At 61.9% G+C, this 13,373-nt stretch carries 14 protein-coding genes; 2 read left to right on the top strand and 12 right to left on the bottom strand.

Annotation, left to right across the window (positions count from 1 at the left end):
- Positions 1–70: 70 nt before the first annotated feature.
- Positions 71–445, bottom strand: a complete 375-nt coding sequence (locus tag ABD919_RS10040) for a hypothetical protein (protein WP_345235868.1) — start codon at positions 443–445, stop codon at positions 71–73.
- A 107-nt stretch (positions 446–552) separates the two neighbouring features.
- The gene (locus tag ABD919_RS10035; protein ID WP_345235867.1) at positions 553–1,659 is read right to left on the bottom strand and encodes a vWA domain-containing protein; all 1,107 of its coding nucleotides are present in this window, start codon (positions 1,657–1,659) and stop codon (positions 553–555) included.
- A gap of 230 nt (positions 1,660–1,889) precedes the next feature.
- On the opposite strand from ABD919_RS10035, the gene ABD919_RS10030 reads away from it, so the two are divergent.
- Positions 1,890–2,171 (top strand): DUF427 domain-containing protein, encoded by a 282-nt coding sequence (locus ABD919_RS10030; protein ID WP_345235866.1) that lies wholly within the window; start codon positions 1,890–1,892, stop codon positions 2,169–2,171.
- A gap of 100 nt (positions 2,172–2,271) precedes the next feature.
- On the opposite strand, the gene ABD919_RS10025 is transcribed toward ABD919_RS10030, so the two are convergent.
- From ABD919_RS10025 to ABD919_RS09985, 9 genes are all read right to left on the bottom strand, one after another.
- Positions 2,272–2,550 (bottom strand): sensor histidine kinase, encoded by a 279-nt coding sequence (locus tag ABD919_RS10025; protein ID WP_345235865.1) that lies wholly within the window; start codon positions 2,548–2,550, stop codon positions 2,272–2,274.
- Positions 2,551–2,556: 6 nt separating this feature from the next.
- Positions 2,557–2,682, bottom strand: coding sequence for a hypothetical protein (locus tag ABD919_RS10020; protein WP_345235864.1), 126 nt, complete (start codon positions 2,680–2,682; stop codon positions 2,557–2,559).
- An 86-nt stretch (positions 2,683–2,768) separates the two neighbouring features.
- Positions 2,769–3,197 carry a hypothetical protein gene (locus tag ABD919_RS10015; protein WP_345235863.1) on the bottom strand — a complete coding sequence of 143 codons (429 nt, stop codon included), beginning with the start codon at positions 3,195–3,197 and terminating at the stop codon, positions 2,769–2,771.
- Between the two features lie 179 nt (positions 3,198–3,376).
- Entirely contained in the window at positions 3,377–4,045 is a 669-nt protein-coding gene (locus ABD919_RS10010; protein WP_345235862.1) for a chromophore lyase CpcT/CpeT, read from the bottom strand.
- 226 nt (positions 4,046–4,271) lie between these two features.
- Positions 4,272–5,252 carry an acyl-ACP desaturase gene (locus tag ABD919_RS10005; protein WP_345235861.1) on the bottom strand — a complete coding sequence of 327 codons (981 nt, stop codon included), beginning with the start codon at positions 5,250–5,252 and terminating at the stop codon, positions 4,272–4,274.
- Between the two features lie 143 nt (positions 5,253–5,395).
- Positions 5,396–7,069 carry a hypothetical protein gene (locus tag ABD919_RS10000; RefSeq protein WP_345235860.1) on the bottom strand — a complete coding sequence of 558 codons (1,674 nt, stop codon included), beginning with the start codon at positions 7,067–7,069 and terminating at the stop codon, positions 5,396–5,398.
- 118 nt (positions 7,070–7,187) lie between these two features.
- A complete protein-coding gene (locus ABD919_RS09995; RefSeq protein ID WP_345235859.1) occupies positions 7,188–8,153 on the bottom strand; it encodes a glycosyltransferase family 2 protein in 966 nt (321 codons plus the stop codon).
- A gap of 34 nt (positions 8,154–8,187) precedes the next feature.
- Complete coding sequence (locus ABD919_RS09990; protein ID WP_345235858.1) at positions 8,188–9,462, bottom strand: MATE family efflux transporter; 1,275 nt, start codon at positions 9,460–9,462, stop codon at positions 8,188–8,190.
- A 295-nt stretch (positions 9,463–9,757) separates the two neighbouring features.
- Positions 9,758–10,750: a hypothetical protein gene (locus ABD919_RS09985; RefSeq protein WP_345235857.1), complete on the bottom strand. Its 993-nt coding sequence runs from the start codon at positions 10,748–10,750 to the stop codon at positions 9,758–9,760.
- 166 nt (positions 10,751–10,916) lie between these two features.
- Here ABD919_RS09985 and corA point away from each other — a divergent pair, with 166 nt between their 5' ends.
- Positions 10,917–12,122 carry a magnesium/cobalt transporter CorA gene (corA, locus tag ABD919_RS09980; protein ID WP_345235856.1) on the top strand — a complete coding sequence of 402 codons (1,206 nt, stop codon included), beginning with the start codon at positions 10,917–10,919 and terminating at the stop codon, positions 12,120–12,122.
- Between the two features lie 201 nt (positions 12,123–12,323).
- Here corA and ABD919_RS09975 read toward each other — a convergent pair whose 3' ends face one another.
- Positions 12,324–13,367, bottom strand: coding sequence for an AAA family ATPase (locus tag ABD919_RS09975; protein ID WP_345235855.1), 1,044 nt, complete (start codon positions 13,365–13,367; stop codon positions 12,324–12,326).
- Positions 13,368–13,373: the final 6 nt, after the last annotated feature.

Below are 13,373 nucleotides of genomic sequence, written 5' to 3'. Positions count from 1 at the left end.
CCTCGGCTACTGTTCACCCAACCACTTCGAAAACCACTTGCAAATCATGTCCCAATTGTGTCCGGCTTAGCTAGACCACCTCATAGTAATACGTCCGCTTGCTGTTTTCAGGAGCGGTCTTTTCAAAGTCCTTTACAAATCCAGCCGCTTCGATTTCCGCACGCACCAGTTTAGCGCAAGTGCTCCGCGCCGGTACGTAGTAGCGGATGCTCTGTGCCTTCCTAGTTCCATCGTAATTAACTACCAACGTAGTCTTTGCGTCGTTTTCCCATCTAGCGCCGACTCCGAGTACTTCATCAGAAAGCCTAAACCCGCGGGATTTCATAACGGCGTGATGGGTTTTCATGTCCTTGGTGAAGACTTCCCATACCTCGTGTAAGGACATACACCGGCCAAAGGAAGCAACCGTGGCCAAGAGGCAGGGAAAGAGCAGTAGCTGCTTCATAGATAAGCGAACCAGGCAAGGGGTTATGTAAAAGGTAGTTCAAGTAACCACCTTCTGTGCAGTAAACAAAAAAGAGGAAGCTTATCAGCTTCCTCTTTTCTCAACTTTTACAGCGTTTTCCGCCGGTTTTTCTTGTAGTCCTCAAAGATGAGGTGGCCCAGCCCTTTCAGCGAGGAGTAGTAAGCCTTGCCCTGATTTACCTCGGTGAATTCCTCCACAAACTGCTGCAGGTAGGGGTCGGAGGCAATCATGAAGGTGGTGATGGGAATTTTGACGCGGCGGGCGGCGGCGGCCAGGTTCAGGGTTTTGTTCACCACTTTGCGGTCGAGGCCGAAGGAGTTTTTATAGTAGCCGCCGGGCTCTTTCAGGCAGGTGGGCTTGCCGTCGGTAATCATAAAAATCTGCTTGTTGGGCGTCTTGCGCTTACGCAGCAGGTCCATGGCCAGCTCCAGGCCGGCCACGGTGTTGGTGTGGTAGGGGCCGACCTGCAGGTAAGGCAGGTCTTTCACCGCAATCTGCCAGGCGTCGTTGCCAAACACGATGACGTCGAGGAAGTCCTTGGGGTACTTCTGCTTTACCAGCTCGGCCAAGGCCATGGCTACTTTCTTGGCCGGCGTGATGCGGTCCTCGCCGTAAAGAATCATGGAGTGCGAGATGTCAATCATCAGCACCGTGGAGGTCTGGCTTTTGTGCTCGTTCTCGCGCACTTCCAGGTCGCCTTCGGTAAGCATGAAATCATCCGTGCCCAGGCCGTGGTTGAGCTGGGCGTTGCGGATGGACTCGGTCATCTGAATCTGCTCCAGGGAGTCGCCGAAGCGGAACTCGCGCATGTCGGTGCTCAGCTCGTCGCCCTGCCCGGTGTGGGGGGTGCGGTGGTTGCCGGTGCTGCTTTTCTTGAGCTTGCCGAAAATCTCTTCCAGGGCGCTTTTGCGGATGTTCTGCTCGGTTTTGGGGGTGATGCGCAGCTCGCCCCGCTCCTGCTCGTTTTCATCGATGTAGCCCTTCTTCTTGAGGTCCTCGATGAAGTTGCCCATGCCGTAGTCGTCGTTGGTGAGGCCATACTGCTTATCCAGCTCGTTGAGCCATTGCAGGGCCTCGCCCACATCGCCGGAGGTAATGGTGACCAGCTGCATGAAGAGCTTAAACAGCGAGTCGAAGCCCTTTTCGGGCTGGTCCTCGGGCACAAAATCGCGGAATCGGAAACCGGAAGCCATAGAAGTCAGTGAACAGTGAATAGTCAGTAGTGAACAATTACCGGCCCATTAGCGCCGGTGAAAGTACCTGACTGCGGCCCTGGAAAACAACGGCCGGCCGGGCAATGTTCACTCGGGTATAAGGGACTTGGTGACTTGGAAGCTTCAGAACTTGGGATTTGGAAGCCGGATTGTGCTCAGGAGTTCTTTGACTCCAAGACCCTAAGCTCCCAAGACCCTAAGTACCCAATATGAAAGCCATCTGGAACAACACCGTCATTGCCGAAAGCGACGACACCGTGGTAGTTGAAAACAACCACTACTTCCCCGCTGAATCCATCAAAAAAGAGTTTTTCGAAGACAGCATTGCTCAAACAACCTGCCCCTGGAAAGGCCGGGCCAGCTACTACACGTTGAGCGTGAACGGCGAGAAAAACAAGGACGCCGCCTGGTACTACCCCGAGCCCAAGGAAGCCGCCAGCCAGATAAAAGGGCGCGTGGCCTTCTGGAAAGGCGTGCGGGTGGAGTCGTGATGAGTTGAGGAGGTGATGAAGTGAAGAGGTAAATGGCATCCCTACATCACTCCATCACCATTAACCTTTTCAACTCATCACCTCCTCACTTCATCACTTTTCACAATGAGCGAGCTGGCAGCCAGGCCTGCACCTGGTAGCCGCCTTGTACCGGGCCGGCTTCGCAGCGGCCCCTGAGGGCTTCGGCCCGGGTGTGCAAGTCGCGCAGGCCCCGGCCGCCGGGGCGAGCGGCCGGGGCCAGAGCCTGGCCGTCGCCCTGCAGACTGAGCAGCAGGCCGCCCTTTTCAATCAGGCGTACGCCTTCAATACCGGTGCGGCCGGGCCGCTCGATGTCGCTCAGCACCAGGGCCGGCGGCACGGGCAGGTCGGGCAGGGCCATCAGAAACTATTCAACCGACCCGGCTACCAGAACGCAGCACAGCTCGGGCTGGGCGCAGACGTACTCGCTCAGGGCTGCCCGCAGGCTGGGGTGGTCCTCAATCAGGGCGAAGAGGATGAAAGCAGTAAGCACAGCGCAGAGGTAGGCTGGCCTAAATCGCCTGCCCTATAGCACAAACAGGTCATTTCGTTATGGCCTCTGCCACTGCGCCAGGGGCCCTACCACAGCTCCTCGGCTAGGTCCATGAGGAAACCCTGGGCTTCTTCCAGCTCGGTGAAGGTATGGTACTCGAAGATGCCGGGCGGCACCTCGTTCCACATTTGCCGGCTGGAGAGGCGGGCCACTACGTCGTCGGGCACCACCACGGCGGTAATGATGTACACCGGGCGGTCGGTTTGGCCGGTGTACCATTTTTCCAGCACCCACTGCTTTTCATCGGGTGTGAGCGGGGCCATGTGCCGCTGGTCGTCGAGCACGCGGTGCCAGCTGCGCTTCATCAGCAGGCGGCCGGTGCAGGCCACCAGGGTGTTGAGGTCGTCGGCCTTGCGCTTACCGGCGTGGTGGCGCACCAGCGCGTAGCCATCGGGGTGTTCCAGAACCTGCCCGGCAGCATTTTCAAAGAAGACGGAAAGGCCGCTTGTCAGCATAAGTTGGGCAGGGCATACACGGGTACAAGGTAGCCATTAAATCCATATTTTCCATACAGCTTATTACGCAGCACCGACGAAAAGGCCCCGCCTGCCTGCGCAAACGGGGATTTTCATAGCCAGCTTACCTTCTCCCCTGCGTGGCATCTTCCGCCCAAAATCACAGCCCCGTCGCGCGGCTACTTCGCTTTGTCGAACACGTAGCCGCCTTTCTCGGCTCCCCACACCTGTTTGCCAGCGGCATCGTAGCCCCGGTCCCAGCTGCGCAGCTGCGTGGCGCTAATGGTAACTTCGGAGGTAGCATAGGCGGCCCCGCGCAATTCGCTGGGGCATTTCTGACCTTCCGTTGCGCCCACGAATGTGCCGTCGCTGAACTTGGCAAGCCACACCGAGCAGCCGGTTTTTAGCACCAGCGAATCGGGCGTGAGGGCGGCCAGGGCCGGGTGAGCAGCCGGGTTTTGCCAGGCGCCCACGAAGCGACTGGGGCCTCGCAGGGTGAAAACAGCGCTTTCAAAGCGGCCGTCGTCGTGCCGGGTAAGGTGGTAGATGCGCTGCCGGTAGGGCGCATCCTGGGCCGAGGCGATGGCCTGCTCCACGTAGAAATACACCCCCTCGCCAAAGCGCGGCCCGGTTAGCCGAGCAATGTGCAGGCGAATGTCGCGGTAGTCCTTATCGGCTGCTGCCTGCGCAGCCGAGCTGTAGTTGCCCGCCATATAACCGGCCAGGGTGCTCAGGTCGGCTGCCGTGAAGGCTACGGGCTTGCGGCTCGCCGAAGAGCTGCCCCCCGGCACGGCCGCCCGGGTGCAGGCCGTGAGCAAAGCCAAGGCAAGGAGTACGTTCTTTTTCATGCCCCGAATCTACACGAAGCGCCGTATTGGAGGGCAAGAGCTGCTGGTTTCTGGTTCCTTGTTTCTGGTTGCAGGTTTTTAGAGTCCAGCTGCTTTGGGAGGTTGAACAACCGGCGCGAACTCCAGAACTAGCAATCAGAAAGCAGCAACCAGAAACTCCAAACAAGCCAAAAGCCCTGCCGGGGCGGGCAGGGCTTCTGTATACCGAAAAGCAAAAAGCGCAAGCTTAGCTAATCCACTTGAACTTGTACTCCAGCTTGGGCACGGGCATGCGGTCGGCTACGCGGCGCAGGCGGTTGGGCAGGGCCATGATGTACTCGCGGGCTTTCTCGGCCTGGCCGGTGAGGCCGCTGATGTGCTCAATTTTCCAGTCCTTGATGAGGGTATCGAGGATGTCGGTGTAGTCGGAGCTGGTGTACACGCCCAGGCGCTGGGCGGCGTCGGTGAAGTGGCCGAAGGTTTTGCCCATCTCAATGCCCATCTCGCGCATGTAGTGGGCCGGCATCACAATCTTTTTGCGCATCATGTCCTCAAAAGCGAGCATCATCTCACTGGGGTCGACCTCGAAGATTTTCTCCACGAAGGTTTTGTACACGCGGGCGTGGCGGTTTTCGTCGCCGGCAATCATGCCGCAGATTTTGGAGAGCTGGTCGTCGCCGGCGGTACGGGCCAGCTGGCCTACACGGCGGTGCGAGATGTTGGTGGCCGTTTCCTGGTAGCTGGTGTACACGAAGGCGCGGTACGGGTCGTGGGCCGTGCCCAGGTCGAAGCCATCGTTGATAAGGTACTGGGTGCTGACCTCAAACTCGCGCATGTTCACGCGGCCTGAGAGGTAGAGGTAGCGGTTGAGCAGGTCGCCGTGGCGGTTTTCTTCGGCCGTCCAGCCGCGAATCCACTGGGCCCAGCCGTTGTCGGGGTCGCGGTTCAGGTCGTCGAGCTGGTGAAACCAGGCCTCGTAGTTGGGCAGCGCTTCTTCCGTAATGGTATCGCCGATGAGTACGGCCACGAGGTCGTAGCTTAGGTTTTTGGCTTTTTCGCGCAGCAGCTTCACTTCGTCGAAGAAGTTTTCCATGCGCGAGTCGGGCAGGTAGTCGGCCGGTTGCCAGCTGTCTTCAATCTTCTTGAGGAAGGTGCCAAGGTTTTCCCGGAGGTAACCTTCCATATGTTGCAGAACTTCGCTGCGCGAGGTAAGGGTGGTAGTAAGCATGGGGGGGTGGAGCGAATAGCCGTGAATAAGTAAAGTGTACCGCTTTCGCGGGGGCAAAGGTCTGCAGGTAAGGGCACGGGCTGGGTATAAGATTTTGGCATTACCACATTGCCACCCGTAGCTTACGCTATGCCCTTTTATACTCATCTGACCCAGCGAATGTTATAAAGCCTCAAGGTGGTATCGGCTTTCAAAATAAGCCCCGGCTCCAGCGCTACGGCTGGCCGGGCCGCCGGCGGCTCACCGGGCAGCCGGGCATTAAGCCGGCGCTGCAGCCAGCGGGCCGGCTGGTGGGTTAAAATCCACACCACGTCCGCATGTTGGCGGGTAGCCAGCACCCGCAGGGCATCTGCCTGCCCGGAGTAGCCGGTAAGCCGGTAGTACAGCCGGGCTTGGGAGGGGTCGTGGGAGGGCCAGCCGGTAAGCCACAGCACGGGGCCGGGGCCCAGCGAATAATTCTGGAAAGGCGACAAGCTTTTCAGCAGGTCGTCGGCACCGGCCAGCACCCGGATGTGGCGGCTGCTGCGGCGGGCAATGTCTGCCAGGGCCTGCTCGTGCCGGCTGCGCTCCTGCCGCAGCATCTGGTGGCGGTGCCAGGTCTTGGCCCCGTAGAGCAGGCACAGCAGGGCAACACCCACTAGCAGCAAACGAAGCTGGCGGCCCGGCAGCAAAATCGAACTACCGGGATGCCCCGCCGCCCGGTGCAAGTTTTCTGCGGCCGGTAAGCAGGCGGCCAGGTTGGCCAGAAGCCAGCAATCGAGCAGCGGCAGCGCCAGGCGCGGGGGCAGCTTGAGCACGGTAGCCAGGGAGAGCAGCAGGCACACCCAGCCCAGCTGCAGCCCCCGCACCGGCTGCCGGAGCGGCTGCCTTCGGGAAGCTCCCCAGCCCAGCAGGGCAATAAGCAGCAGCACGGCGAAGTAGTCGCGCAGCAGCAACGGCAGGCGGCTGCCCAGCTTGGCCGGCAGCACCCGGGTGAGGTAGCGCCCTATATCGAACACATAGGCCCGCCGGCTGCCCGCCTCGCTTACCAGCGTTGAATCGCCGAGCATCCACTCGTCTACGGCCTGCACCAGCAGGGAATCGGCCGGGGTGCGAGGGCTTGGGCGGCGCAGGTCGTAATCGACCACTGCCGCCAGGCTGCTGTCGATGGCCCGGAACCGGGCAGTGGCCGGGCTTTGGGTGAGCGAGAGGGCCAGGGTAGCGGCGCCAAGCGCTGCGGCAGCGCCCAGCAAAACCGGGCGGGCCTGCCGCCAGCTGCCGGCCAGCAGCACCGCGCCGGGCGCCGCAGCCAGCAAGGCCAGGACCGCGGCCGATGGCCGGATGGCCCAGGCCAGCAGCATCAGCAGACAACACCCCAGCACCCCGCGGCGCCCGGGCCGCTGCGCCGCAAAAAGCACCGCCGCTCCCGCCAGCAGCAGCGCTACCCGCAGGTGGCTAAACCACAGCCAGTGCTCCAGCCAGGCCAGCAGGAAAAACACCGTCAGTGTCAGCACCAGGGCAGGGCTCCGTAAATGGGGCCGCAGCAGCCGGTCCAGCACCGCAAATACCAGCACCGTAGCCAGCGCCAGTAAAGCTGCCAGCAGCAGCCCGTACCAGGGCAGGGCCGGTACGGCAGCGTAGAGCTGGCTCAGCAGGTAGCCCAGCCCGTGGAAGTACAGCGGCACAGCCCGCACCGGCTCCGCCGCCGTCAGCCCCCGAAACAACCAGGCGAGGTGCTGGTCGTCGTTGGTTTCAAAAAAGCAGCCCAGGCCCAGCACCGTCCCCAGGCTCAGCCCCAGTGGAAGCAGCACAGTACGCAGAAGCTTGGCGAAGGGCATGAGTTATGAGTTATGAGTTATGAGTTATGAGTTATGAGTTATGAGTTATGAGTTATGAGTTATGAGTTAATAAAATTAACTAGTCATAACCATAAATAAGTTATTTAATTTATAATTTTTAATTTTTAACTATCTTCCGAAAAACATCACTCACCATACCCATTCCATAATCGGTGATGCGCACGTAGCCGGTTGTTTTTAATAACAGGTACAGCTGACGGGCCTGGGCAAAATGCCGGTAGCGCAGGGCTTGGCGCAGCTCCCAGCGCAGGCGCACGGCCAGGGCCTGGCGCTCTTCGGGGCTGCGGCACAGCGCCAGGGCTTTTTCACAAACGACGATGGTTGAGGCCAGGTAAGGGTCATGGCGCCGGTAAGCGCGGGCACTCATGCTGCGGGGGTGCTTGCGCTTTTGCGTGGTTACCTCATCCAGGTACAGAAACTGCCAGCGGCGGCTGGCGCGCACCCAGAAATCGAAGTCTTCGTAGCTCAGCTGCTCGTCGTAGCCACCCAGTTCCTGCAGGCAGGCCCGGCGCATGAGCATCGTGGGTGTGCTGATGAAGTAGCGGCGCAGCACATCAGCAAACACCCAGCCGCTGGCCGGCGGCGGCAGCAGCCCTCCCCTGCCGTCGGGCCGGTGGTGCAGGCCCAGCGACTGCCCGGCCTCGTCAATCAGCTCGCAGTTGGTGTACAGCACCCCTACCCGGGCGTCGGCGGTCTGCATAGCCGCTACCTGTTGGCTTACCCGCCCGGGCAGCAGCACGTCATCGGTGGCAAAGTCGATGAGGTACTCGCCCCGGCTTTGGCGGAAGGCTGCGTTGAACGCGCGGCAGTTGCCTACATTCTCCGGCAGAAAAAGCGTATGCCACTGCGGCTGCGCGGCCGCGTATTCCCGCAGGATAGCCTGGCTGCCGTCGGTGCTGGCATCGTCCACGAGCCACACTTCGAGCTTAGGGTATTCCTGGGCCAGAAGGGAGTCCAGCGCAGGCCGCAGAAACGGCGCGTGGTTGTGGCAGAGGGCCACAATGGTTACCAGGGGCACGCGGCTTGGGGAAGCAACAGAAGGGAGAACGGTGGAATCGGGCATGGTGCTGGGGTGCAAAGGACGGCAGAGAAGCACGCTATTTTCTGCTCTTAACCCCGAAGTGCGCCAGGCCGCAGGCCAGCAGCAGCAGCCCGTAGCGCCCGGCGTGGGCCCACACCGCGCCGGCCAGCCCCAGCGCCGGCAGCATCACCACCAGCAAGGCCCCGAAGACCAACGCCGAGGCCGCCTGCACCACCATGTACCGCGTGGTGCGCGCCTGGGCCGACAGCTGAAAGATGAACACCCAGCTCATAAACCGGGCCCAGTCGCCAAGCAGCTGCGGCCCCAGCAGCTCGCCGGCCGCCAGCAGCCGGGGTGCAAACAGCAGTGGCAGCAGCCAGTCGCGGCACAAAAACAGTAGCCCCAGACCCGCCGCCAGCAGCGGCGCCAGCAGGCCCAGCACGCCATGCACGTAGGCACGGGCCGCCGCCGGCTGCCCGCTTAGCGCGGCCAGCCGCGGGTAAAACACGCTGCTCAGCACAGCCCCAAACACCATGGTGTAGTTGTCCGACAGCTTGGCTACCGTCTGCCATAAGTCGGCCCGGGCTGGCCCGTAGGTTTCGAAAAGGTAGGCCCGCAGCGCAAAATCTACGGCCTTGCCAAACAGCAGCGTACTGAGGGCCATGAGTAGAAACCGGCTTAGCGCCCACAAAGCGGGCCGGCTGGGCCGTGCCAGCAGCCGCAGGCCACGCAGCAGGCCGGCCCGCGCCGCCAGCCACAGGGCCGGCAAGGCCGCCAGCCCCTGCGCCAGCAGGTAAGCCAGCAGCACCTGCTCCAGTGGCCAGCCCAGGAACAGCGCGCCGGCTGCGCCCCCCGTACCAAGCGCTGCCAGGCAAGCCGACAGGCTGACGAAGTCCCACAGCCGCCCCGCCGCCAGCTGGGCCGCGCCCAGCATGGTATGCAGGGTAATCAGCCCAATGCCCAGCCCGAACAGCAGCAGGCTGCCCCCGCTGAAAGAACCCACTGCAGCCAGCACACCCAGGCCCAGCAGCAGCGCGGCCATGTTCAGCGCGGCCGCCGCGCCCAGCCACAGCCGGTAGCGCGGCCGCCCAGGGGCCAGCGGCGCCAGGTACTTCACCAGGCCCACGCGCAAGCCGTCGTAGGAAAGCGTGGTAAACAGTGCCATCAGATTCTGGAACTGGGCCAGCAAGGTGAGGCCGCCAGCCGGGGCGTAGAGGGCAAACACTTTGTTGAGCACCAGCGCGCCCACCGCCCGGGCCAGCACCGCTACACCCGCCCCCAGCGAGCCGCGCAGAAAACCGCGCCAAATGGGCTGAAGCGTGGAAAAGACCGAGGCTTGGGATGGCTGCATGCTGCCGCAAAGAACGCCAATGGTGATTTGCTGATGTGCTGATTTTTTGATGAGTTGATTTTTGAGGTGCTGATGTGCTGAAGTAGAATAAGAACGTCATGCTGAGCGGAGGCAGAGCCGGAGCCGAAGCATCTTTACCACGAGAGTAAATCCTTTTTGTTGGAGTTACTGCTGCGGGCAAGATGCTTCGACAAGCGGACGCCAGATGAGCATGACGTTCTAAATGCCTTAATCACCTCGTCCCTTCATCCCCTCATCTAAAATCACCCCATCAGCACATCAAAAAATCAGCAAATCAAAAAATCTTCTCCCAGCTCAGGCGCAGGCCGGCTATGCCGCCGAGGTGGCGCTTGAAGCGCAGCAGGGAGGTATTCGGGCCAGTGTCGAGCGTTGAGGTGCCCAGGTCGAGCACGGTCAGGTCGCTGGCCCGGGCAAAGGCATGCAGGCCTTCGTTGAGCTGCACTACCGGACTAAGGGCATTGCAGCGCAAGGGGCTGGCCGGGTAGAAGCTATACAGCACCTGGCTGCTGACGCGGATGGCAACCGTCAGGGCCGCCCACTGCCCGTCGGGCTGGCGCACCGAGAACAGGAAATGCTCCCGGGGAAAGCGCTGGAACAGCTCCTGCACGCGCTCCAGGGGCAGCGACAGGGCCTGGCCCCGCTCCTGCCGGCAAGCCCGGATAAAGTCGTAGGCAGCCGGCAGCAGAAAGGGCGGCTCCTGCTCGAAGTGCAGGCCGTGGCGGCGGCACTTGTGCAGGCGGCGGCGCTCGGAGGGGTGCAGACCGGCTTCGTAGTCGCGGCCCGGGTCGAGGTGGTAGTTCTGCTCGGCCAAAGCCACGCGGTAGCCGCGCTGGCGCAGGGCTTCGGCCAGGGTGGCCGCCCCGGCCGGGTCGTAGGCAAAGGGGTAGCCGCGCAGAGCCAGGCACTGCTGCCCGCGCTGCCGCAGCGCGGCTTCCACGGCATCGAACAGGCAATGCAAGTCGTCCACCCTTACGCCCGGAGCCATCTGCACCGCCCCGAAGGGCGCCTGGGCCGGACTGCGGGCCACACCTGTATCGGCATCGGGCCGCACATGCAGCTGGGCTATGCTGCGCTGGGTGGCGGCATCTTCCAGGTAAAAGCTCAGAACCAAGCCGGTGGAGGCCAGCTGCTGGTGCTCGGGCCGCAGGTAGAGAAACGACTCAAAGGCCAGCGGCAGCCGGGCCGGGGCGGGCCCCTCGGCCACAAACACGCGCCGGGTTCCTGCCCCGGGCTTGTTCCCCCCTGTCGTGAATGCGTCTTGCTTCAACCGCTGGAATCCTGATTAGACCGCCAAAATACGGCACAGAAGGCGCTACCTACCTGCAGAAGCAGCACCCAGCACCTAAGTAACGGCCTTGCTGTAGCATCTTCGCCCTGCCACTGCACGTAAGCCGCCCACAGACGGCCCGGGCGGCCGCCTCATTTGTCCTTGCATGAACCCGCTGACTGCTACCACCCCAGCTGCCCCTACTCCCCCGCTCACCGACCCGGACGCGGCCGAGCACGATGGCCTGACCATTACCGACCAGGAAGCCACCCGCCAGGCCCACGACCAGGAGGTGGGCCAGAAGCCAGGTACCCTCACCATCCGGCCCGGGGCGCTGCGGCCCCGCCTGTTTCTCATCTCCTACAACGAGGATGTGGTGCACGAGCAGGAATACACCGGGCGCTACCCCGAGCTGCAGGCCTGGCTGCAAGCGCATCCCGAGCTCAAGCACTGGATAGACGTGCGCGGCTACGGCGACCTGGCCCTGATTGAGCAGCTGATGCAGGACTTTGGAATTCACCCCCTGCAGATGGAAGACGTGCTCAACGACTACCAGCGGGCCAAGCTGGAAGTGTTTGACGATAACCGGCTGTTCATCGTGTCGCGCATGACGGACTTCACCTTTGCCCGGGAAATCGACGACGACCAGCTGTCCATTTTCACCGGCCAAAACTATGTGCTGTCGTTTCAGGACGACTACGAGGACTGCCTGGAGGTGCTGCGGCAGCGCATCCGCACCAACATGAGCCGGCTGCGCCGCAAGTCTTCGCTCTACCTAGCGTATACGCTCAACGACGTGGTGCTCGATAACTACTTTCCCACCATGGCGGCCATTGGCAACTACCTGGAGCGGCTGGAAGAGCGGATTTTTGCCGAGCGCCGCGAGCGCCGCCTGCTCAACCGCATTCTGAGAGCTAAAAAAGACATCGTACGCTTCCGCCGCCTGGTGTATCCGGAGCGCGACAAAATCACGGAAATCCTGCGCCTGCCCGACGAGCTCATGCCCGCCGACATGAAGCAGTTCTGGCGCGACTCCTACGACCACGCCGTGCAGGCCCTGGACCTAGCCGACAGCTACCGCGAAAGCGTGAGCAGCCTCACCGAGCTGTATTATTCCGAGCAAAGCAACCGCATGAACGAGGTGATGAAGGTGCTGACCATCATCAGCGCCATCTTCATCCCCCTGAGCTTCGTGGTCGGCCTGTACGGCATGAACTTCTCGCGCGAAAACCCCGACGGCAGCATCAACCGCCTCAACATGCCCGAGCTCTATCACCCCTGGGGCTACCCTGCCGTGCTCATCTTCCTGGCCCTGGTGGTGGTAGGCCAGGTGTACTACTTCTGGCGCAAAGGCTGGCTTAGCAACCGGTAAGCAGTGAGTAGTCATTTGAAAGACGTGTCATTGCGAGTGCAGCGAAGCAATCCGTCATCTGGCTTTCCGAAACCCTTTTTACGTGATGAATAAAAAAGCCCCAACGTCAGCACTGGCGTTGGGGGTTTTCACCTTCTTAGGCTAGTCGCTGAGAACAGGACGGATTGCCACGGGCTGCGCCCTCGCAATGACACGTCTTTGTTACTTTCTATCTACTACTAATCTTACCTGCTCTACCCTCTGCTGCACGCTGCCTTCCAGCAGGGTATAGGGAATGCCGAAATGCGCTAGCTGCATCAGCACCATACCGTGCTGAAAGCTGCGCAGGGCTTCAGGACCACGCCAGCCGTCCTGTTCGAAGGGTACAGTGGGAGCACAGACAAAAGTGTGGGCGTAGCGCTGCCGGCACACGGCCGCCATGGCTTGCAAGGCCGGGTCGCAGCGATGGAAATAGTAGTAGGAATACAGGGCCGTCGTGGCCGCGTTGGTATCGCAGAAGAGGAATTGTTTTGCCTGGGCAGCGGCCTGGTCTTCCAGCTCGGCATGGCGGCGCGCAATGTAGAGCAGGTCTTCGTAGTCGAGGGCGGCGTGCTTCTGCTCGTGCAGGGTGCGGCCGTACTCCGGCACCCACACGCTGCCGTAGGCCTCGGCCAGGGCAGCGCACAGGGTAGACTTGCCGCTGCTTTCGGCCCCGAGCAGTACCACCCGGGGCACCAGGGCCGGCGGCACCACGCCCAGCTGCGCGGCCACCAGCGGGTGCAGGTACCGGGCGTAAGCTGCCGGGTTGGCCCGCACGGCAGTGCCCGACACGGGTAGCTGCTGCCGCTCATAGTCCACTGCCTGGTGCGTGGCCCCCAGGTGGCGGGCAAAGCCCTCGCCGTATGCTTCGCTGCTGAACACCACATCAACCCGCAGCTGCCGGGCCTGCAGCCACTGCCGCACAAACTCACGATGCGTGAAATCGTCGGCGCTATCCGGCGGCACTCCATCGGCTTCAGCCGACAGCGCGAAGATGCGCAACGGCGTCTGGTCTACTTGTGGTCCATCCTTCACCTCAACGCCCCGGTACAGCTCCCGCAGCCACTGCGCCCGCAGCCCTGCTGGCATATCCCGGGAGTCGGGCTCCGCATACACCAGCACCAGCAGCTCCTCTACCTGGGCCGCAGCAGCTTCCAGCAGCAGCTGATGCCCCCGGTGCGGCGGCCAGAACTTGCCTACCACGAGGCCGGTCTTTCTAATCGACATGTTTTT

The organism is Hymenobacter saemangeumensis (genome assembly GCF_039541835.1).
GTDB classification, from domain to species: Bacteria; Bacteroidota; Bacteroidia; order Cytophagales; family Hymenobacteraceae; genus Hymenobacter; species Hymenobacter saemangeumensis.
Note: the sequence above shows the minus strand (reverse complement) of the source record. Positions and strands in the feature narration are given on the sequence as shown.